The sequence below is a fragment of the Kitasatospora sp. NPDC043949 genome (assembly GCF_056435365.1).
This window is the reverse complement of sequence record NZ_JBWKEQ010000009.1, coordinates 124,816-145,688: the sequence shown is the minus strand read 5'-3', so window position 1 is coordinate 145,688 and position 20,873 is coordinate 124,816. Positions and strand designations below refer to the sequence as shown.

15 protein-coding genes are annotated in these 20,873 nt (G+C 75.3%); 1 reads left to right on the top strand and 14 read right to left on the bottom strand.

Annotation, left to right across the window (positions count from 1 at the left end; translation table 11 throughout):
* Nucleotides 1-76 precede the first annotated feature (76 nt).
* The 7 genes from tmk to bldG form a co-directional block, all read right to left on the bottom strand.
* Nucleotides 77-3,604, bottom strand: coding sequence for a dTMP kinase (gene tmk / locus AC07AL_RS10470; RefSeq protein ID WP_478317315.1), 3,528 nt, complete (start codon nt 3,602-3,604; stop codon nt 77-79).
* A 236-nt stretch (nt 3,605-3,840) separates the two neighbouring features.
* Nucleotides 3,841-6,723 (bottom strand): type I DNA topoisomerase, encoded by a 2,883-nt coding sequence (gene topA / locus AC07AL_RS10465; RefSeq protein ID WP_400327000.1) that lies wholly within the window; start codon nt 6,721-6,723, stop codon nt 3,841-3,843.
* 390 nt (nt 6,724-7,113) lie between these two features.
* Entirely contained in the window at nt 7,114-7,572 is a 459-nt protein-coding gene (locus tag AC07AL_RS10460) for a DUF3592 domain-containing protein (protein ID WP_363587406.1), read from the bottom strand.
* A gap of 265 nt (nt 7,573-7,837) precedes the next feature.
* Complete coding sequence (locus AC07AL_RS10455; RefSeq protein WP_400327006.1) at nt 7,838-9,370, bottom strand: DUF7059 domain-containing protein; 1,533 nt, start codon at nt 9,368-9,370, stop codon at nt 7,838-7,840.
* Between the two features lie 146 nt (nt 9,371-9,516).
* On the bottom strand, nt 9,517-10,239 hold the full coding sequence (locus AC07AL_RS10450; protein ID WP_400803932.1) for a hypothetical protein: 723 nt from the start codon (nt 10,237-10,239) through the stop codon (nt 9,517-9,519).
* 418 nt (nt 10,240-10,657) lie between these two features.
* Nucleotides 10,658-11,077 (bottom strand): ATP-binding protein, encoded by a 420-nt coding sequence (locus AC07AL_RS10445; RefSeq protein ID WP_363587411.1) that lies wholly within the window; start codon nt 11,075-11,077, stop codon nt 10,658-10,660.
* A gap of 166 nt (nt 11,078-11,243) precedes the next feature.
* The gene (gene bldG / locus AC07AL_RS10440) at nt 11,244-11,585 is read right to left on the bottom strand and encodes an anti-sigma factor antagonist BldG (RefSeq protein WP_049659132.1); all 342 of its coding nucleotides are present in this window, start codon (nt 11,583-11,585) and stop codon (nt 11,244-11,246) included.
* Between the two features lie 221 nt (nt 11,586-11,806).
* Here bldG and AC07AL_RS10435 point away from each other — a divergent pair, with 221 nt between their 5' ends.
* Nucleotides 11,807-14,251, top strand: a complete 2,445-nt coding sequence (locus AC07AL_RS10435; protein ID WP_478317314.1) for a DEAD/DEAH box helicase — start codon at nt 11,807-11,809, stop codon at nt 14,249-14,251.
* 57 nt (nt 14,252-14,308) lie between these two features.
* Here the strand turns inward: AC07AL_RS10435 and AC07AL_RS10430 are convergent, their stop codons facing one another.
* The 7 genes from AC07AL_RS10430 to ssd form a co-directional block, all read right to left on the bottom strand.
* A complete protein-coding gene (locus AC07AL_RS10430; protein WP_363587415.1) occupies nt 14,309-14,809 on the bottom strand; it encodes an Rv3654c family TadE-like protein in 501 nt (166 codons plus the stop codon).
* Complete coding sequence (locus AC07AL_RS10425) at nt 14,797-15,138, bottom strand: TadE family type IV pilus minor pilin (protein ID WP_478317313.1); 342 nt, start codon at nt 15,136-15,138, stop codon at nt 14,797-14,799. The genes AC07AL_RS10430 and AC07AL_RS10425 overlap by 13 nt, the downstream gene beginning before the upstream one ends.
* A gap of 292 nt (nt 15,139-15,430) precedes the next feature.
* On the bottom strand, nt 15,431-15,703 hold the full coding sequence (locus AC07AL_RS10420; RefSeq protein ID WP_350882009.1) for a DUF4244 domain-containing protein: 273 nt from the start codon (nt 15,701-15,703) through the stop codon (nt 15,431-15,433).
* Nucleotides 15,704-15,835: 132 nt separating this feature from the next.
* Nucleotides 15,836-16,627 (bottom strand): type II secretion system F family protein, encoded by a 792-nt coding sequence (locus AC07AL_RS10415; protein ID WP_478317312.1) that lies wholly within the window; start codon nt 16,625-16,627, stop codon nt 15,836-15,838.
* A 17-nt stretch (nt 16,628-16,644) separates the two neighbouring features.
* Nucleotides 16,645-17,427 carry a type II secretion system F family protein gene (locus AC07AL_RS10410; RefSeq protein ID WP_363587419.1) on the bottom strand — a complete coding sequence of 261 codons (783 nt, stop codon included), beginning with the start codon at nt 17,425-17,427 and terminating at the stop codon, nt 16,645-16,647.
* 378 nt (nt 17,428-17,805) lie between these two features.
* Complete coding sequence (locus AC07AL_RS10405) at nt 17,806-19,155, bottom strand: TadA family conjugal transfer-associated ATPase (protein ID WP_478317311.1); 1,350 nt, start codon at nt 19,153-19,155, stop codon at nt 17,806-17,808.
* The gene (gene ssd / locus AC07AL_RS10400) at nt 19,155-20,279 is read right to left on the bottom strand and encodes a septum site-determining protein Ssd (protein WP_363587423.1); all 1,125 of its coding nucleotides are present in this window, start codon (nt 20,277-20,279) and stop codon (nt 19,155-19,157) included. The genes AC07AL_RS10405 and ssd overlap by 1 nt, the downstream gene beginning before the upstream one ends.
* Between the last annotated feature and the right edge of the window lie 594 nt (nt 20,280-20,873).

Genomic DNA, 20,873 nt, shown 5'->3' with positions numbered 1-20,873 from the left:
GAGCTCTCCACCCCGACGACGCCGCCCGTCGTCCGTACCGCTGTCCTGCCGGCGTCCGTACCGCCGCAGCCCGAGGTCAGCCCCGACGGCCCCAGCGACGGCCCTTGCCCTTGCCGCCGCCCTCGCCCTGGTCGCCCCCGGGGGCGGGCCGGTCCTGGCCGCCACGCGGGTCCTGCGGGGCTGGGCCGCCGTGATTCCAGCGCGACCACTCGTCACGCGAGCCGAGCAGGGTGTCGGTGAGGCTCGGCAGGTCGTCCATCGGCGTCTCCTCGGCCCACTCCGGCCGGGGTCGCTCGGCGGTGGCCTGCGACTCGTCGGCGGGCTGCGGCTCGTCGCCGACCACCGGCAGCTCGCGGGTGCTGTCCACCGGCTCCTCGCGCCACAGCCCCGGCGGCACCCGGTCCTCGGTACGGCCCGCCTGGGTACGACCCGCCCCCGCACGGCCCGGCTCCACCCGGCCCGGTGCCGGGCGCTCCGGGGCAGAACGCTCCGACACAGGACGCTCCGACACAGGACGCTCCGGCGCCGGACGCCCCGGCTCGATCCGCGGCAGCACAGCGGCCCGGTCCGCCTCCTCCGTGATCTTCGGCAGCACGGCCGTCTCGTCCACGGCGGTCGACGGGACGACCGGCAGCTGGGCGGTCTCGTCGGCGGCCTCCGCCGCCCGGACGGCCGCCCGGCTGTCCCGCAGCGACAGCTCCCGCGTCGCCTCGTCGGTCCCACCGGGCCCGGGAGTGCCCACGGACCCCGCCCCCGGGACGTCCCGGACGGCCCGCAGCTCGGTGGTCACGGCATCACCAGGAGCCGAACCAGCAGCCTGACCAGCAGCCGAGCCTGAGGCCGGACCGGCCGGACCGGCCGAACCCGCCAGGCCCGCCGAACCCGCCGCCGCCCGATCCGCCGTCGTCTGCGCCGCCGCAGCCGCGGCCGCGAGCGCGGCGGCCTGCGCCAGCCGGGCCTCCTCGGCCCGCTGCAGCGCCTCCTCCGCCCGGCGGCGCTGCTCCTCGCGCTGGAGTTCGCGCTGCCGCTGGAGCTCCGCCTGGGCGGCCGCCTCGTCGGCGAGGCGCTTGCGCTCGGCGGCCTCCGCCGCCAGCCGGGCGTCCTCCTCGGCCTTCCGCTTGGCCTCCTCCTCGGCGCGGCGGCGGGCTTCCTCCTCCGCCCGGCGGCGGGCCTCCTCCTCGGCCTTGCGCCGGGCCTCGGCGGCGGCCCGCTCGGCCTCCTCCTTGGCCAGCCGCTCCTGCTCGGCCTGTTCGGCCCGCAGCTGCGCCAGCACTTCCTGCCGCTTGCGCTCGGCGGCCTCGGCCTCGGCCTTCTTGCGGGCCTCCTCGGCGGCGCGGCGCTCGGCCTCTTCGCGGGCGAGCCGCTCCTGCTCCGCGCGGGCGGCCTTCTCCTGCTCGGAGAGCGGCAGCTCGCGGTCGAGCCGGTGCCGGATCGCGGTGGTGACGAAGCCGGGGGCCTGACTGCCGTCGACGACCAGGTAGCGCGCCGGGTCGGCGGCCGCGAGGGCGAGGAAGCCGGCCCGGACCCGCTGGTGGAACTCGGTGGGCTCGGACTCCAGCCGGTCGAGCGCCTCGGTGAAGCGCTCCCGGGCCCTGGTCGGGTCGACGTCCAGGACGACGGTCAGGTCGGGCAGCAGCCCGCCGGTCGCCCAGCGGGAGATCCTGGCGACCTCGGTGGCGGCCAGGTCGCGCCCGGCGCCCTGGTAGGCGATGGAGGAGTCCATGTACCGGTCGGTGATCACCACGGCGCCGCGGGCGAGGGCCGGCCGGATGACGTTCTCGACGTGCTCGGCCCGGTCGGCGGCGTAGATCAGCGCCTCGGCGCGGTGCGACAGGCCGGTGTTGCCGACGTCCAGGACGAGGCCGCGCAGCCGCTGGCCGACCGGGCTGCCGCCGGGCTCGCGGGTGAGCACGACCTCGTGCCCCTTGCCGCGGATCCACTCGGCGAGCGCCTGGGCCTGGGTGGACTTGCCGGCGCCGTCGCCGCCCTCCAGGGCGATGAAGAAGCCGGTGCCGGCGCCCTGGCGCGGGGCCGGGCCGACGGCGCCGCGCACCGCGTCGACCAGGTCCCGGCCGAAGGGCGCGGTGCCGCGCCGGTCGTCGGTCCGCAGCAGGACGACGGCGGCGAGGACGAGCGTGAGCAGCCCCGAGGTGGCGACGGCGAGAGCCGCGCCGCCGTGGATGAAGGTGAACGAGCCGGGCTCGACCGTGCCGTACTCGACGTCCCCGTACGCCGCGGCGATCAGCGGGACGACGACCAGCGCGGCGCCGACCACGACCCGCAGCACCGCGTACAGGTGCTCGGTGACCTTCGGCAGCCGGGCCTCCTCGACCTCCTGGCCGAGCAGGGTGCGCCCGGCGGAGACGACGATCCCGGCGGTGAGGCCGGCCAGCACGGTGAGGGCCAGGACGAGGACGAAGTCCAGCACCAGCCCGGCCAGGATCAGCGCCACGCCCTCGGTGAGCAGCGCCAGCGCGAGCAGGCGGCGGCGCGAGAGCGCGGGCAGCGTGGCCCGGGTGAGCCGGGAGCCGAGGGCGGGCGCCGCGGTGGCGGCGAGGACCAGCAGGCCGTAGCCGATCGGCCCGGCCCGGTGCTCGGCGGCGGTGAGCAGCGCGAGCGCGGCGACGCCGGCCATCGAGGCGTACCCGGCGGCGACGGCGAAGGTGAAGTACGGGGCGCTGCCGGTTCGGCCCTTGCTCAGCGCGGGGCCGGGGGTGGCGTCGGTGGGGGCGCGCAGGCCCTGCAGCGGCGAGTGCGGGGCGACGGCCACCGGGCCGACGGGCAGCTGCTGGAGGTAGTCGCGGGCGGCCGAGGCGGCGAACAGGCCGGCCGCGCCGAGCGCGGCGAGGGTGAGCTGGTGGGCCCGGAGCCAGTCCGAGCCGAGCGCCGCGCCGATGTTGTTCAGCAGGGTGAGGGCGACCAGGCCGGCGGCCGCGAGCGGCAGGGTGGCCCAGCCGGTGAAGCGGTCGATGCTCCGGACGGTGTCCAGGTGGGCGGCGGCGGGCCGCTGCTCGGCGGCGGGGGCGTACGGATCGGCGGGCGGCAGCAGGCCCGGGACGGCGGCGGCCTTGGCGATCCCCCGGACCCGCTCGGCGGCACCGGTGACGAACACCGTGGCGAGCAGGACGTAGGCGGCGCCGACGGAGGGCTTCGGGCCGGAGCCCAGCCAGACGGTCCACCAGGGTGCGAGGCCGATCAGCAGGGCGCACAGCGCGTCGGCGCCGAACAGCGTCCAGCGCCGGTCCAGCCGGCCGGCGACCAGCCGGTGCACCGGCCCGAGCAGCGCGACGCCGACCAGCCCGGTGGCCGCCAGCCGGACGGCGAGGACCGCCGTGACGGCGAAGGCGAGGCTGCGCGGCAGGTCGCCGAACCGGCCGCCGAGGGCGACGGCGATCACGGTGAGCGCGAGCATCACCAGCAGGCCGAGCCGGTCGGCGGTGCCGCCGATCAGCTGGGTGGTCCACAGGCGCCGGTAGGGGCGCGTCCGCAGCAGCGCGCGAGCCCGGTCGACCGGGGTCCCGGCTGGCGCGACCTCGGGCAGCCCGGACGTGGCGTCGCGGGCGGCCGGGGCGGCGCTGGGGGTGGGCTGCTCCTCGCTCGTCATACGGTCAGCGTAGCGGGCTGAGGTTGACCGGAATGAGATGAACGGGGTTCCGGATCCCGCTCATCACCGGGTTGTGACGTTCCGCGCACACCGTCCGACCGGCCTCGGGCCCGCGTCCCCGGGGTGGGGTCGCGGGCCCGTGAGCACTGGCAGGCACTGGCAGGCACTGGCGGAGACGCCGGCGAAGGCGCTGGCAACGGCACCGACGGCGCCCCTGTCGGAGGATCCGGAGGAGATCAGCCCTCGTCGGTGGCCGCGGCCTTCCCGACGGCGGTCTTCTTGGCCGCCGTCTTCTTCGCCGCGGTCGCCTTCGTCGCCGTTGCCTTCGTCGCGGTCTTCTTGGCGGCGGTCTTCTTCGCGGTCGCGGTCTTGGTGGCCGCGGTCTTGGTCGCCGTCGCCTTCTTGGCGGTCGTCTTCTTGGCCGGGGCCTTCTTCGCCGTCTTCTTCACCGGCCCGCGCGCCCGCTTCTCGGCGAGCAGCTCGTAGCCGCGCTCCGGCGTGATGGTCTCGACCTCGTCGTCCTTGCGGAGCGTGGCGTTGGTCTCGCCGTCGGTCACGTACGGTCCGAAGCGGCCGTCCTTGACAACGACGGGGCGCTCGCTGACCGGGTCGGTGCCCAGCTCCTTGAGCGGCGGGGCGGCGGCGGCCCGGCCGCGCTGCTTGGGCTGGGCGTAGATGGCCAGGGCCTCCTCCAGGGTGACCGTGAACATCTGCTCCTCACTGGTGAGCGAGCGGGAGTCGGTGCCGCGCTTGAGGTACGGACCGTAGCGGCCGTTCTGCGCGGTGATCTCCACGCCCTCGGCGTCGGCGCCGACCACACGCGGCAGCGAGAGCAGCCGCAGCGCGTCCTCCAGGGTGACGGCGTCCAGCGACATCGTCTTCAGCAGCGAGGCGGTGCGCGGCTTGACCGCGTTCTTGCCGGTCTTGGGCGTGCCCTCGGGCAGGATCTCGGTCACGTAGGGCCCGTAGCGGCCGTCCTTGGCGACCAGCATGTTGCCGCTGACCGGGTCCGGGCCGAGCTCGAAGTCGCCGCTGGGCTTGGCCAGCAGTTCCTCGGCCAGCTCGACGGTGAGCTCGTCCGGCGGCAGGTCGTCGGGGATGTCGGCGCGCTGGCCGGGCTCGCCCTCGACGTCGGAGGCGCGCTCGACGTACGGGCCGTAGCGGCCGACCCGCAGGGTGATGCCGTCGCCGATCCGGAACGAGCTGATCTCCCGGGCGTCGATCGCGCCGAGGTCGGTGACCAGTTCCTTCAGGCCGCCCAGGTGGTCGCCGTCGCCGTTGCCGGCCTCGGCGGCGCCGCCGGTCGCGTGGCCGTCGCCCTCGCCGAAGTAGAAGCGCTTCAGCCACGGCACGGACTTGGCCTCGCCGGCCGCGATCCGGTCGAGGTCGTCCTCCATCTTGGCGGTGAAGTCGTAGTCGACCAGCCGGCCGAAGTGCTTCTCCAGGAGGTTGACCACGGCGAAGGAGAGGAAGGACGGGACGAGCGCCGTCCCCTTCTTGAACACGTACCGGCGCTGGATGATCGTGTCGATGATCGACGCGTAGGTGGAGGGGCGACCGATCTCCCGGTCCTCCAGCTCCTTGACCAGCGAGGCCTCGGTGTAGCGCGCCGGCGGCTTGGTGGCGTGGCCCTCGGGGGTGAGCTGCTCGGCGGCCAGCGGGTCGCCCTCGACGACCTGCGGCAGCCGGCGCTCGCGGTCGTCCAGCTCGGCGTTCGGGTCGTCCGCGCCCTCGACGTAGGCCTTGAGGAAGCCGTGGAAGGTGATGATCTTGCCGGAGGCGGAGAACTCGACGTCACGGCCGTCCGCGGACGCGCCGCCGACTTTGACGGTCACCGACTGGCCGACCGCGTCCTTCATCTGGGAGGCGACGGTGCGCATCCAGATCAGCTCGTAGAGCCGGAAGTCGTCGCCGGTCAGGCCGGTCTCGGCGGGGGTACGGAAGCGGTCGCCGGAGGGGCGGACGGCCTCGTGCGCCTCCTGCGCGTTCTTGACCTTGCTGGCGTAGGTGCGCGGGGCGTCCGGCAGGTAGTCGGCGCCGTACAGCTGGGTGACCTGCGCGCGGGCGGCGGAGATCGCGGTCTCCGACAGCGTGGTGGAGTCGGTGCGCATATAGGTGATGAAGCCGTTCTCGTACAGCTTCTGGGCCACCTGCATGGTCCGCTTGGCGCCGAAGCCCAGCTTGCGGCTGGCCTCCTGCTGGAGCGTGGTGGTGCGGAACGGCGCGTACGGCGAGCGGCGGTAGGGCTTGGACTCGACGCTGCGGACGCTGAACGCGGTCTGCTCCAGGGCGGCGGCCAGCTGCCGGGCGGCCTGCTCGTCCAGGTGCAGCGTGTTGGCGCTGCCGGCCTTCAGCCGGCCGTCCGAGCCGAAGTCGCGGCCGGTGGCGATCCGCTTGCCGTCCACCGAGGAGAGCCGGGCGCCGAGGGTCTCCGGGTTGGCCGCGTCGGCCGGGGTGCGGCCGGTGCCGAAGGTGCCGACCAGGTCCCAGTACGAGGCGGTGCGGAAGGCGATCCGCTCGCGCTCGCGCTCGACCACCAGCCGGGTCGCGACGGACTGCACCCGGCCCGCCGACAGCTTCGGCATGACCTTCTTCCACAGCACCGGCGAGACCTCGAAGCCGTAGAGGCGGTCGAGGATGCGGCGGGTCTCCTGGGCGTCGACCAGGCGCTGGTTGAGCTCGCGCGGGTTGGCCACCGCCTCCTGGATCGCCGTCTTGGTGATCTCGTGGAAGACCATCCGGTGCACCGGCACCTTGGGCTTGAGCACCTGCTGGAGGTGCCACGCGATGGCCTCGCCCTCGCGGTCCTCATCGGTGGCGAGGAAGAGCTCGTCGGACTCCGCGAGCAGCGACTTCAACTTGCTGACCTGGGACTTCTTGTCCGCGTTGACCACGTAGATGGGGGCGAAGTCGTGGTCGACGTCCACCCCGAGGCGGCGCACCTCGCCGGTGTACTTGTCCGGGACCTCCGCCGCGGTGCTGGGGAGGTCGCGGATGTGCCCGACGCTCGCCTCGACGATGTAGCCGGGGCCCAGGTAGCCCTTGATCGTCTTCGCCTTGGCCGGCGACTCGACAATGACGAGTCGCTGTCCGTGCGCGGTCTCGCTGCTCGGGGACACCTTCGCTCTTCTCTCCCGGTCCTTATGTGGGCTGGTCGGCGCCGGCAGCACGGGCTGCGCTCCGCCCGACCCCTCCACCGTCCCGGGGCTGCCGCTGTACGACGACCCCACCAGCGGAGTGTGACCGTACCCCGGCCACCCTTGTCAAACGGAAGGATCCCGCGTTTTCACTTTGCCGGGCTCACCGACGCCACTCGAACGGTAACCCGATGACGGAGGTTCGCGCCCCGTGGAGGGGGGCTTCGGCGGGTTCCGGAGGATGGAATGACGGATTTCAAAATCTGTCAACGGAATATCGACGGCCCTGCGGAGGGCCGCGGCGGGGCCTCCCCAGAGCGCTGGCCACCGGTTCCCGGCGAGCCCGACCGGGGTCGGGCGTACGCCCCGGATTCAGCCGTTGACCACCGCGAGCAGCCCGGCGCCCGCCGCCAGACAGCCCATGCCGAGCACGCTCCACAGCAGGTCGGCGACGGCGGCCCGGCGGACCTCCCCGGCCGCCAGCACCACCCGGCTCGGGCGGCGCGGGTCGTAGCAGATCCGCACCGGGGCGCCCGGAGTGAAGCGGTCCGGACGGCGCAGCGGGGTGTGTCCGCGCGGACGGGTGAGCACCAGTTCGGCGATCCGGCCCGCCCCGGCTCCTTCGACCGGGGGCAGGACGGAGAAGGAGAGCAGCGGGGCGCTGTCGAGCTGGCCGTGCGCCTCGTCCTCGGCCACGACCGTGGCCACCGCCGACGCCCCCGAACGGCGGACCCGGTGGCGCAGGCGCACCTCGGCGGCGCACCAGAGCAGCAGCACGCCACCGAAGAGGGCGAGCACCACCCCGCCCACCGTCGCCGTCGTCGTGTCCACTCCTGGCCCCCGGCTCCCCAGCTCTGTCCACAGCCTGTGGACAGAGACTCGCAGCAGGGGGCCAACGCGCGGCGGCCGACCGGAGACCGCCGGACGAACCGGGGGGCACGGGAAGGTGAACCGGCGCCGACCGCCCCCGCCAGGTGCGCCGGGTCAGGTGCACCACCCCGAGGGCGCCGGGTCAGGTGCGCCGGGTCAGGTGCGCCGGGTCAGGTGCGCCGGGTCAGGTGCGCCGGGTCAGGTGCGCCGGGTCAGGTGCGCCGGGTCAGCCTGCCGGGCGGATGAACCCCTGCTCGGTCAGCAGCCGCAGCGACTCGGGCACCCGATCCCGCAGGACCACCCGGTCCTCGCCGAGCAACTGCGCGATGGCGTCCACGATCTCGCCCGCCGACAGCGAACCGTCACAGACCCCGACGAAACCGGCACCCACCGTGTCCACCTTGGTGGCCCGCCGCATGCCCCGGTTGTGACGCAGGATCACGTGCTCCGGGTCCTCCGCGCCCGGCTCGCCGACCTGCTCCTGGACCACCTCGTCGGCCAGCACGTAACGGGTCGCGAGCAGGCCCGCGTCGTCGTGCGAACGCAGGAAGTCCTGCCGGTCGAACCACTCCTCGATGTGCGGGCCCAGCGGCTGCTCCACCGGGTGCGGCCACTCCTCCACCCGGACGGTCGGACGCTCCGCGCCGCTCGCCCGCAGGGTGATCCAGCCCATGCCGATGCCCTCGACCCGGCCCGCCTCGAAGGCGTCCAGCCACTCGCCGTACCGGGCCTGGTAGTCGCCGCCCGGACCGCGGTGATCGCCGCCGTCCCGCAGCCACAACTCGGCGTACTGGGCGACGTCCTGGACCTCCCGCTGGACGATCCAGGCGTCCAGCCCGGTGCCCGCCACCCAGCCGGCCAGCCGCTCGTGCCAGTCCTCGCCCTTGACGTGCTGCCAGTTGGCGAGCAACTGGCAGTAGCCGCCCGGCTCCAGGTGGTCGGCGGCCGAGCGGACCAGGCTGCGGCACAGGTCGTCGCCGGCCATGCCGCCGTCGCGGTAGGTGAACCGGCCGGCCGGCGAGATCACGAACGGCGGGTTGGAGACGATCAGGTCGAACCGGCGCTCCCCGACCGGCTCGAAGAGGCTGCCGGCGAGCGCCTCCCGCCGCTCGAAACCGGACAGTGCGAGGGTCAGCTCGGAGAAGCGCAGCGCGCGAGGGTTCAGGTCGGTGGCGGTCACCTGCCCGGCGTGCCGGGCCGCGTGCAGCGCCTGCACGCCGGAACCCGAACCGAGGTCCAGCGCGGACCGGACCGGACGGCGCACGGTGATGTTGGCCAGCGTCGTCGACGCGCCGCCGACCCCGAGCACCAGGTCCTTGCGGGCCACCCCGTGCGCGGTCTCGCCGGATCCGATGCCGCCCGCGCCACCCACCGCGCAGCCCAGGTCGGACACCACCCAGGCGTCCGAACTGTCCATCCCGGCCACTTCGTTGGCGTACGGCCGGACGTCCACCGTCGCCCTTACCAGTTCACCGTCGGAGCGCAGCCAGCCGTCGGCCAGGCAGTCCTCGACCGGCAGCGCGGCCGCGGCCGCCCGGTACGGCACCGGCTGCTGGAGCAGGAACAGCCGGACCAGCGTCTCCAGCGGGCTGCCGCCCCTGGTCGCCCGCAGCGCCGGCACGGCCTCGCTACGGGCCAACGCCGCATAGCCGGTGGGCCCGAGCAGGTCGAGGCAGCCATCGGCGGTGAACGAGGCGGCGAGCAGCGCCTCACGCAACTTGGCGAGGCGGGTCTGGTCGAGAACGGGGCTACTGATCACCCCGCCATTGTCCCCCGCCCCGGACCGGGCGGCCGCCGGGTCCGGGGCGGGTCGAGGGGGTCGGGGGCGGGTCCGGGGCGGGTCGGGGGCGGGGTCGGGCACCCTCCGGACCGGCGTCGGAGGGTCCGGCCCGACGGGCCCCGGGCTCAGCTCGTGCTGGGCACGGGGGTGGTCGGGGTGGTCGGCGGGGCGGCGGGCGGGCTCGCCGGGGTGGTGTCGGTGCCCGCGGAGGGGGCGGTCGACGGGCTCGCGCCGTCCGTCGCGCCGGGCGCGGGCGTCCCGCCGGGCGCCCCGGCGCTCGGGGTGGCGGACGCGCCGCCCGGGGCCGCGGCGGCGGGCTTGCAACCGTCCTGCTTGGCCATGGCCGCACCGAGGTCGCCGCGCTGCAGCTTGCCCTGCGCCTGCGTGGACAGCGAGGCCAGCTGCTGGATCTGGTCCGAGATGCTGCGCAGGCCGTCCGCGAACTTCGACTGGTCGGTGTTGGTCACGGCGTCCAGCTTCTTCTGGATGTCCTGATAGCCGTCGGCCGCCTTGGTCAACTCGGCGACGGCGTCCTTCTGCAGGTTCGCGCCGTCCTTCACCTTGGGCACCCCGGCCGCGGTGATGGCCGCCGCGATGTCCTGGTTGGTCTTGGCCAGCCGCCCGATGTCCGTCGAGAGCCGCTTCTGCAGCTCGGTCGGGGTCTCGCCGGTCTTCACCTGGGCGGTGTCGGCGAGCGCGGCCTGCGCCTGGACGATCGGGTCCTTGGCCGAGCCGCAGACGTTCGACGCCCAGGACTCCAGCTGCTTGCCGTTGTCGTCGCCGCAGCCGACGGCACCGAACGCGAGCAGCGCGCCGAGGACGGGTACGGCCAGCAGTCGCTTGTTCACCGGGAGAGGCCTTTCGGTTTCGGTCGTCTTCGGTCGTCGAACCTACACGGCCGATGTCCGCCGACTGGCGCCCGGTTCCCGGACCTCGGGTTGTCCCCACCGGGTGCCCGGCCCCGCTCAGGCGCGCTCGACGCGGATCGGGCGGTTCGGATAGCCGGGCCGGGCCGGGCCGGACGGCGCGCGGCACGCTGACCGGCGTGCCGAAGCAGACCTCTTCGCCCCAGGTGCTCACCGAGGAGCTGATCGGCAGCTTGGCCCGGAGCGCCTTCCTTGTCACGACAGGTCCGATCACCGATCGGACCCGGTCGTGCCGGAAGCAACGAACCGCCAGGTTCAACAACGTGTCAACGCGTCCCGGAGGACTGGACCGACACCCGGACCACCCGGGGCGCACGAGGCACCCCGAAGGTCGGGGCCCTCAGACCACCACGGACTCGACCGAGACCGGCCAGCTCATCCGGATCAGGCCGCCGTCCGTGCCGTTGGTGACCTCCAGGTCCTCGACCAGGCCGGTGATCACCGCGAGGCCGAGGGTGTCCTCGTCCGGGTCCGCCTCCTCGGCGGCGCCGGGGGTCGGGACGGCGGCAGGGCCGGCCTCGTCCTCGACCTCGATGAGGAAACGCTTCTCCTGGTCGGTCAACGCGACCCGGACCGTGCCGCCGATGCCGCCGCGCTGGTGCAGGCCGACCGCGCGGGAGCAGGCCTCACCGACCGCGAGCCGTACCTCGTCGAGCACCGACTCGTCGACCCCGGCCCGTCTCGCGACGGCCGCGGCGACCAGCCGGGCCGTTCGCACGTGCTCCGGAAGCGCGCTGAATCGAAGTTCGACGGTTGCCATCTCTCCCCTTCGGGGTGCTCCGACCGGGGCCGACGATGCGGCCCCTGCGGGCCGGCGGAACCGGCCCCGGGGCGGCCGGGGAAGCACCGGGGCCCGCAGGCCCCGGCACCCCGGACGCGTGGGACGAACGGGCCGGCCTCCACGGGCACGGGCCGGCCCGGCCGCGTCAGTCGGTCGCGTTGACCGCGTCGTCCACCGAGGTGTGGATCGGGAAGACCTTGGTCAGGCCGGTGATGCGGAAAATCTTCAGGATGCGCTCCTGGTTGCAGACCAGGCGCAGCGAGCCCTCGTGGGCACGCACCCGCTTCAGACCGCCCACCAGCACACCGAGGCCGGTCGAGTCGAGGAAGTCAACGCCTTCCATGTCGACGACGAGGTGGTACTTGCCGTCGTTGACGAGCTCGACCAGCTGCTCCCGCAGCTTCGGGGCGGTGTACACATCGATCTCGCCGCCAACCTCGACGACCGTACGATCGCCGACTGAACGGGTCGACAGGGACAGGTCCACGGAACCTCCAGCACCTTGCCTTGCTACGTCATGTGCGATCCTCGGCCGGCCGGCCGCCACCGCATGGTCGCGAGCCCGGGCGCGCCCAGCCACACGTGGCAAGCCTCGGCGCTGCGACCCACGGCCATCCGGCCGTCACGGCCACATTCAACCACCTGCGACCATGCCCGCACGATGGCTTACGACGATTCTCCGTCACGCCGGTGACACACTGGGTCCTCATGCCGCCCCGACACAGCCTGCCCGAGGCACTGCTCACGACCCTGTCCACCAGCCGGGGGCGGTCCGACCGGCTCACCCATACGGAGCACCTTCCCGCCCGACCTGCACGTTATGCGCCGTGGCCCGAGTCGATCCGGCCCGAGATCGTGGCCGCCGCGCTCGCCGTCGGCGTGGAGCAGCCCTGGGCGCACCAGGCAGAAGCGATGAAACTGGCCAAAAGCGGTCAGACTGTGGTGATCGCCACAGGGACCGCCTCGGGCAAGTCGCTCGGCTACCTGGCCCCGGTCCTCAGCGACCTGCTGGAGGGCACCGAGGCCCGCAACGGCCGCGGCGCCACCGCGCTCTACCTCGCCCCGACCAAGGCGCTCGCCGCCGACCAGCGCCGCCGGGCCGCCGAACTAGCCCCGCCCCGGGTCCGACCCGCCCTCTACGACGGCGACACCCCGCCCGAGGAACGCGAGTGGGTCCGCCAGTACGCCTCGTACGTGCTCACCAACCCGGACATGCTGCACCGCGGCATCCTGCCCGCCCACGCCCGCTGGGCCTCCTTCCTCAAGGTGCTGCGCTACGTGGTCGTCGACGAGTGCCACAGCTACCGGGGCGTGTTCGGCTCACACGTCGCCCAGGTCCTCCGGCGGCTGCGCCGCGTCTGCGCCCGATACGGTTCGTCACCCACCTTCCTGCTCGCCTCCGCCACCACCGCCGACCCGGCCGCCACCGCCGAGCGTCTGACCGGCCTGCCCGCCCGGGCGGTCACCGAGGACGCCTCGCCGCGCGGGCCGATGGTCTTCGGCCTCTGGGAGCCGCCGCTGACCGAGAACGTCGGCGAACACGGCGCGCCCGTCCGCCGCACGGCCACCGCCGAGGCCGCGCACCTGCTGACCGACCTGGTCGAGCGCCAGACCCGCACCGTCGTCTTCGTCCGCTCCCGCCGGGCCGCCGAACTCGTCGCCCTCCAGACCCAGGACCAGCTCGGCCGACCGCTCGCCGACCGGGTGGCCGCCTACCGCGGCGGATACCTCGCCGACGAACGCCGGGCCCTGGAACGCGCGCTGCACACCGGCCGACTGCTCGGACTCGCCTCCACCTCCGCCCTCGAACTCGGCGTCGACGTCTCCGGCCTCGACGCCGTCCTGATGGCCGGCTACCCCGGCACCCGGGCCTCGCTCTGGCAGCAGGCCGGGCGGGCGGGCCGCGAGGCCCAGGGCGCGCTGGCCATCCTGATCGCCCGGGACGACCCGCTGGACACCTACCTGGTGCACCACCCGGAGGCGCTGTTCGCGGCGCCCGTCGAAGCCACCGTGCTCGACCCGGACAACCCCCACGTGCTCGCGCCGCACCTGTGCGCGGCAGCCGCCGAACTCCCGCTCACCGACGCCGACCTGGAGCTGTTCGGCCCCTCCACCGCACCGCTGCTGCTCGTCCTGGAACGGCGCGGCCTGCTGCGCCGGCGCAGCGACGGCTCCTGGTACTGGACCCGCCGCGAACGCGCGGCCGACGCCGTCGACCTGCGCGGCAGCGGCGGCAGCCCGGTGCAGATCGTCGAGGCCGACACCGGCCGACTGCTCGGCACGGTGGACGCCGCGGCCGCCCACACCACCGTCCACACCGGGGCCGTCCACCTGCACCAGGGCCGCACCTTCCTGGTCCGGGAACTCGACCTGGAGAACTCGGTCGCCCTGGTCGAGCCGGCCGACCCGCCGTACACCACGGCCGCCCGCGACATCACCTCCATCTCCGTGCTCGACACCGACACCACCGTTGCCTGGGGCGAGGGCCGGCTCAGCTTCGGTTCGGTGGAGGTGGTCAACCAGGTGGTCGGCTACCTCCGGAAGCGGATCTCCACCGGGGAGGTCATGGGCGAGAGCAAGCTCGACCTGCCGCCCCGCACGCTGCGCACCCGCGCGGTCTGGTGGTCCGTCACCGAGGACCAGCTGCTGGACGCGGACCTTCCGCTCGACCAGTTGCCCGGCGCCGCCCACGCCGCCGAACACGCCTCTATCGGCCTGCTGCCGCTGTTCGCCACCTGCGACCGCTGGGACATCGGCGGCGTCTCCGTCCCGCTACACCCCGACACCAAACTGCCCACCGTGTTCGTCTACGACGGCCACCCGGGCGGGGCCGGCTTCGCCGAACGCGGCTTCCAGCGGGCCGTCGAGTGGCTGACGGCCACGCGCGAGGCGATCGCCTCCTGCGAGTGCGAGCGCGGCTGCCCGTCCTGCGTCCAGTCACCCAAGTGCGGCAACGGGAACGAACCGCTGGACAAGGCCGCGGCCGTCCAACTGCTGGACGTCCTGCTGGACGGCGCCCCCAGGACGGCAGGCTCCGGGGAAGCAGGCTCCGGGACGGCAGGCTCCGGGACGGCGGACCCCTCAGCAGGCCCCTCCACAGGCCCCTCAGCGAGCTCCGAAGCGGACCACGGGACGGACTCCGAGAAGGACTAGGAGACGAACTCCGGGGCGAAGCCCGAGCCGAGCGCGGACGCTGGGCCGCCGACCGGCTCATGAGCCCGCCGCCGACCCGCCGGTCGGCCCGCCGAGGCCGTCCTCGGCGGCGGTGACCGCGGCCCGCACCGGCCCGGCCCGCGCCCTCGCCCGCGCCGGACCGACCGGCAGACGCGCCGGCAGCCCACTGACCGTCACCTCGGCCACCACCTCGACGGCGTCCCCCGTCCGGTCCACCGTGCAGGACACCAGGCCGGCGCCCTGCGCGGCGGCGATCCCCTCGGCCCGCCCGCACCCGCCGTCCGGGTCCAGCAGCAGCCGGTCCGCAGCCGCGAGCGCCGCCAGGTCGGCGGCCGACTCGGCCCGGTGCCGCGCGGCGACCACCGCTCCGACCGCGATCGTCCCGGCGAAGACCGCCGTGCCGAGCATCGCCAGGGCGAGCAGCCAGACCGTCGCCGAACCGGCGTCCGGCCCGCGCCCGCCGACGGCGGCCACCCGGGCGGTACGCGTTCTCGCCCACCGCCGCGCCCTTGACCGCACCCCGGTCAGGCCGGCCATGAACCACCACCTCCCGCGATTCCCACGAGGGTGTCCTCCCGCGCCGCCACCGCGGTCGCGCCCAGCCGTACCGCGAACAGCCCGCCGAGCCTGCCCGGCGCCCCGCACGGCGCGTCCACCTCCACCCGCACCACCTCTGCCGCCATCACCACCCGTACCTGAGCCCCCGGCGGCGCGGCCGCGCGGGCGAGTTCGGCGGCGTCCGCCTCCCCGCGTGCGGCCGCCCTGGCCCCGACCCGGGCCGCGTCCACACAGCGGATCTGCGCGGCCGCCGCCAGCACGCCCCAGATCAGCATCGCCGCGAGCAGGACGAGCGCTGGCAGGGCCACCGCGGTCTCCGCCGTGACGAAGCCCGCATCGCCGCGCCGGCCCGGCCGCAGCGACCACGCCCGCCCACCACCACGTGCCGCCGCCAGGCCGGGGTGAGCCCTCGGCCTCACGCCATCCGCCCGGAGGCGGTGCGCGGCGGCGTCGGGGTGCGTGCACCGAACGGCGGCGGAGGGGCAGGACGCGGTGGGGGCACATCCCGGCCGAAGGCCGGGGGCCGCCGGGCGGCCTACGGCAACGCGACGAGACCCGCTCCCCAACGCCGCCGCGCAGGCGGGAGTTCGTGGACGGTCGCTAGGTCGCATGAAGCGCCCGTTCCAGTGAATCGGTCAGCGCCCCCATGATGGTCGCGCTGGTCACCACCTTGTACAGCCCGGCCGCGAGGGCACACGCGGCCAAGGTGCCGACGGCATATTCCGCCGTGGTCATCCCGGCGTCCGACCGGCCCCGGCTCCGGGCCATCCCGCGCATCCGGCGGGCCGCCCAGCGGCTCCTGCGCCGCCATACCCCGGGCGCGTGCCGGAGCGCGAGCCCGCTGCCGGGCCTCGTTGCGATCACTGCGGTCATGAATCTCTCCTGTCTCCGAAATACGAAATACCGATGCCCCCGCCGTACCGATGCCCCCGGTGCCGTCTACGCGGCTGCCGCCGACGCCGCTGCCCACGGATCCGCCGCCGATCCGCTTGGCGCGGCCCTCGTTCACCCGCCCTGGGCGAAGCGGGTGGTGAGGCCGATGACGACCGGCACCACGCCGATCAGGACGAAGGCCGGGAGGAAGCAGAGTCCGAGCGGAGCGGTGGCGAGCACCCCCGCCCGGCGGACCCGGGCGTGGGCCGCCCGGGCTGCCGCCGTCCGCCGCCCCTGCGCGAGCCCGATCAAGGGCCCGGCCGCCGGAGCCCCGCCGAGGCTCGTCCGGACCAGGCAGCGCGCCAGCGGGGCCAGCGACGGGTGCTGCTCGCCCAGACGGCTCCAGCACAGTTCCGGCGGTGCGCCCAGGGCCAGTTCGGCACCGATCGCGACCAGCCGGGGCCCCATCGGTGCCCCCACGCTCCGGCCGACCGCCGACACCGCTGCCGAGGGTGAGGCCGCCGAACCGAGGCAGGCCGCCAACAGCTCCGCACTCAGCGGGAGTTGCCTGGTCAGCAGTTCCTCCTCCAGGACCGCCCGCCGCTCCGTCGGGGACCGCACCCGGGCCGACCACCGGTGCACACCCGCCGCAAGCAGCGCCCCGACGACCACCCCGACGGCGCCGCCGAGCAGCACCGCCGCGCCGGCCCCGGAGCCCACCGCCAGGGCCACGGGCCGCCACCGCCCGCCACCGCCGCCGCCACCACCACCACCACCACCACCACCACCACCACCAGAAGCCGACGCCCCCACCCCCGCCCCCGGCGACACCCGCGCCAACACCCGGCCGAGCGCCCGCCGCTGTCGCGCCCACCCGCACACCAGCACCACGCCGGCCACCACCACCGGAGCCCCGACGACCACCCACCCGACTCCCCGATTCACCCCGACACCACCTCCGCCCGTGTCCGCACCCGCGCCCGTACCCGTGAGAGCCCGCAGCTCCCGCCGCCACCAGTGCCCCGCACCCCGGCAGCCCGCCGGGGCGCCTCCAAGGCGCCCTGGGCCGCCGCCCGGACGATGCGCGCTGTCCAGAGCACGCCCAGCCCCTCCAGTGCCGCCCCCGCAGCGAGGCACCCCAGCCCGGCCGGCGTGTGCAGCAGGACGCCCACCGGCCGGGCCCCGAGCGCCGCCCCCAGCAGCAACCCGGCGGCCGGCAGAGCGGCCAGGACGGCGATCGTGGTCCGCGGGCCCGCCAGCTCCCCAGCGATCTCCTCCGCCAGCGCCCGCTCGCCGCGCAACGCCTCCGCCACCCGGTCCAGCGCGACGGCCAGCCCCGACCCGCTGTCGGACGCGACCCGCCAGCAGGCCGCGATCGCCGACGCGCCGCTCCCGCCCGGCAGTTCGGCGAGCAGGTGCAGCGCGGCGGGCACGTCCCCGCCGTACCGGCCCGCCGCGAGCCGCGCCACCGGCTCCTCGCCGAGCCTGCGCAGCCCGTCCGGGTCGGCCGCGAGGCGGGCCGTGACCAGGTGCAACGCCTGCTCCGGCGTCGCCCCGCTGCGCAACTCCCCTGCCAGCCCTGCGCAGAGCTCCACCACGGAGGCCGCCCGCCGCCCGGCCTCCACCGTCACGCGCCGCCGCAGCCGCCACCGCCGCAGCGGCAGTACGGCCAGCCCGGCGGCGAGCACCGGCAGCGGCGAGGAGGTCGCTTGCCCGACGGCCAACCCCGCGGGCAGGAGCAACAGTTCGGTCGCCCGCCAGTCGGACGGTCGCGACCGAGCGCGCCCCGCAGTCACCGCCGGCGGGCCCGGCACCGGAACGGGCGGGGGCCCGCTGCCGGCCAGCACCAGCCTGTACCGCCGCCCACCCGGCAGCTGCTCCTGCACCGCACGCCACGCAGCGAGGGCCACCAGGCACAGCACCAATGCCCAGCAGAAAGAACTCTGATCACCCATCACGTCAGGAACCTCCCGGTCGTCGGTCTTTCCTGTTCCACGCCCCGAGCAGCGTCAGGGCGCCCGCCGCACACCCGCCCAGCAGCAGGACGAACGCAAGTTCCACCGCCCGCGCCCCCGCACCCGCCAACCCGGCCACCGCCGCCGTCACGTCGGCCCCGCCGCGAGCGACACCCCGCGCACCGCCAGCAGCCCGACCAGTCGCTCCCAGCCCGCCCCGGGGACCAGACCGCCCACCACCGGGAACTCCACCGCCGGGGTGGTGACGGCCAGCCCGTCACGGCCGGCGGCCAGCGTGTGGATCTCCGCCACCCGGCGGCGCCCCGAGCCCGGCTCCCTGACCAGGTGCACCACCAGGTCGAGCGCGGCCCGGAGTTGGCTGTGCAGCGCGGGCCGGTCGAGCCCGGCGAGCGAGCCCAACGCCTCCAGCCGGACCGGCACGTCCGCCGCCGTGTTGGCGTGCACCGTGCCGCAGCCGCCTTCGTGCCCGGTGTTCAGCGCGGCCAGCAGGTCCGACACCTCGGCCCCGCGGACCTCTCCGATCACCAGCCGGTCCGGACGCATCCGTAGCGCCTGCCGGACGAGGTCCCGCAGCGTGAGCTCACCCAGCCCCTCCTGGTTGGGCGGTCTGCTCTGCAACCGGACCACGTGCGGATGGGCCGGCCGCAGTTCGGCGGAGTCCTCCACGATGACGATCCGCTCCTCCGGCCCGACCAGGCCGAGCAGGGCCGCGAGCAACGTGGTCTTGCCCGTGCCCGCCCCGCCGGACACCAGCAGCGACAGCCTGGCCCGCAGGATGCCGGCCAGCAGGCCGGCGCCCTCCGGCGGCAGCGCCCCGCCCGCCACCAGTTCGTCGAGCGTGAACGGCTGGGGCCGGCAGACCCGCAGCGAGATGTGCGTGCAGCCGGCCGCGATCGGCGGCAGCACGGCGTGCAGGCGGGTGCCGTCCGGCAGCCGGGCGTCCACCCAGGGCCGCGCGTCGTCCAGCCGCCGCCCGGCCGCGGTGGCCAGCCGGTGGGCCAGCCGCCGTACCGCCTCGGCGTCGGCGAACCGGATTCCGGTGGCCCGGTGCAGGCCGCCGCCACGGTCGACCCACACCTCGTCCGGACCGTTCACCAGGACGTCCGTGACGTCGGGCGCCGCCAGCAGCCGCTCCAGCGGGCCCGCACCCACCAGTTCGGCACGCAGCGAGCGCACGGTGTCCAGGACTTCGTCCCCGCCGAGCGGCGGCCGGGTGGCCCGCAGCACCGCCGCGACCGACCCCGCCGTCGGGGCGGCACCCGACTCGGCCAGCCGCAGCCGGACCGCGTCCACCAGCTCCGCCGTCCGCTCCTCCCGGGCGGTGCGCCCGTACGGGCAGGGGTGGCGCGGCGCTTCGGGTGACCCGCCGGGCGGCGGCACGCTCCTGAGCGGCCGGTGCTCCCGCGCACCCTCGCCCCGGCTCTTCGGACCGCCCCCCGCCCGCACGGTGGGGCCTGTTCTGCGCAGACGGACCATCAGTACACACCTCCTCCGACCGCCGGCACCGGCGGCAGCACCTCGTCCAGGAAGGTCTCGCAGAAGCGCGCGAGCGGGCCGCCGTCCCGGATTCCGGGCGGGACGCCCTTCTCGACGTCCTCCGCCAGGCCGGGTTCCGGCTCCAACTCCCCCGCGAGCTCCAGCCGCAGCCCGCGGGCGATCCGGTGGGCCGGGAGTCCGAAGGTGCGCGGCGACCGCACCACCGCCCGGACGTCCCCGAGCCGCATCCGGGTGGCCGCCGCGACCCGGTCGGCGGCGGCCACCGCGCGCAGTTCGGCCGGCACCACCAGCAGCGCCAGGTCGGACTGCTCCAGAGCCTGCCCGGCGGCCGCGTCGAGATGGCGCGGCACGTCGACGACGACCAGCCCACCGCGCCGCCGGGAGGCGGCCAGCACGCTGCGCATGGCCTCCGGCGGCACGGTCAGGGTGTCGCCGCGATCCCAGGACAGGCAGGAGAGCGCGGAGAGCCGTTTGAGCACCGGTAGCGCCCTGGCCAGTTCGACCCCGCTGACCCGCCCGCGCGAGCCGGCCAGATCGGGCCAGCGCAGCCCGCGGGCCGCCTCGCCGCCGAGCAGGATGTCGAGGCCGCCGCCCAGCGGATCTCCGTCGATGAGCATCGTCCGCCGCCCCGCCCGCGCGGCCGTGACCGCGAGGGCGCAGGCCAGGGTCGAGGCTCCGGCCCCGCCCCGGCCGCCGAGCACGGCGACGGTGAGCGCCGGGGAGCCGGCGCCCTCGGCCGCGTCGGCGATCCGGTCGAGCAGCCAGGCCTCGGCGTCGGGGAGGAACAGCACGTGTTCGGCGCCGAGTTGGACGGCTCTGACCCACACCCCGGCGTCGTCGAGGTCCAGCCCGAGCAGCAGCACCCCGCCGCGCCGGCCGAGCCCGGCGCACCGGGCGGCCTGGTCGTCCCCGATGAGCACCAGTGAGGCGCCCTCCCAGAGCTCGCGCGGCGGTGGTGCGCCCCGGATCAGCCTCGGTTCGGTGCCGGCGGCCGCGCAGAGCCGCAGCAGGTGCTCGGCCAGGCCCTCGTCCTCGGTGACGACGAGCGGGCCGCTGGCCCCGGGCCCTTCGGTGGTGGCGTGGTCGGCGATCGGCGTCGACATGGTGGGCTCCCCTCTGCGCCCCCGGCCGCCAGGGGCGGTCCGGGGCGCACGTCGGACGGTTCCGGCGAACGGCCGCCCGGCAGACCTCGTGGGAGAGAGGGAGGTGAGATCCGCCCGGCGACCGCCGCCGACCATCACGGTGGGGGGAGATCGGGATTCCGTCATCCACGATGCGAATACCTGTGGATAACTCGTGGGCTGTGGAGGAAAACGTTCACCCGGGCGAGGGATTTATCGTCAAAGAATTGACGATCGGGGATCACGGATGTGAACCGGAAGCCCGTCGCACCCTCGCCGGCCACCCGACGGACCCTCCCGGCCGCCCCCTCGGGCACCCCGCCGCAGCAGCTCTGCCCACCGATCGGAACCAGCCGAAGAGCCACGGGCAGCCATGAGCAAACAGCGACGCAGAGTGACGAAAGGTGGTCAGTGGACCAGGGTGTCGACACCCCCCGTACACCGTCGGCAGGGCGGCCGCGGCGCTCGCCGCGAGGGGCCTTCAGGGCCCAAAAATGGCCCCGGACGTGCGACGACCCCCGCCGGGGGGGAGAGCGGGGGTCGTCTATCCACGGCCCGACTCGGGGGGGAGGAGCC

Bases quoted from the DNA above. Each gene is read 5' to 3' on its own strand.
- tmk (WP_478317315.1), bottom strand. From the start codon at position 3,604: ATGACGAGCGAGGAGCAGCCCACCCCCAGCGCCGCCCCGGCCGCCCGC.
- AC07AL_RS10445 (WP_363587411.1), bottom strand. From the start codon at position 11,077: ATGGCAACCGTCGAACTTCGATTCAGCGCGCTTCCGGAGCACGTGCGA.
- AC07AL_RS10435 (WP_478317314.1), top strand. From the start codon at position 11,807: ATGCCGCCCCGACACAGCCTGCCCGAGGCACTGCTCACGACCCTGTCC.
- AC07AL_RS10430 (WP_363587415.1), bottom strand. From the start codon at position 14,809: ATGGCCGGCCTGACCGGGGTGCGGTCAAGGGCGCGGCGGTGGGCGAGA.
- AC07AL_RS10420 (WP_350882009.1), bottom strand. From the start codon at position 15,703: ATGACCGCAGTGATCGCAACGAGGCCCGGCAGCGGGCTCGCGCTCCGG.
- AC07AL_RS10405 (WP_478317311.1), bottom strand. From the start codon at position 19,155: ATGGTCCGTCTGCGCAGAACAGGCCCCACCGTGCGGGCGGGGGGCGGT.
- ssd (WP_363587423.1), bottom strand. From the start codon at position 20,279: ATGTCGACGCCGATCGCCGACCACGCCACCACCGAAGGGCCCGGGGCC.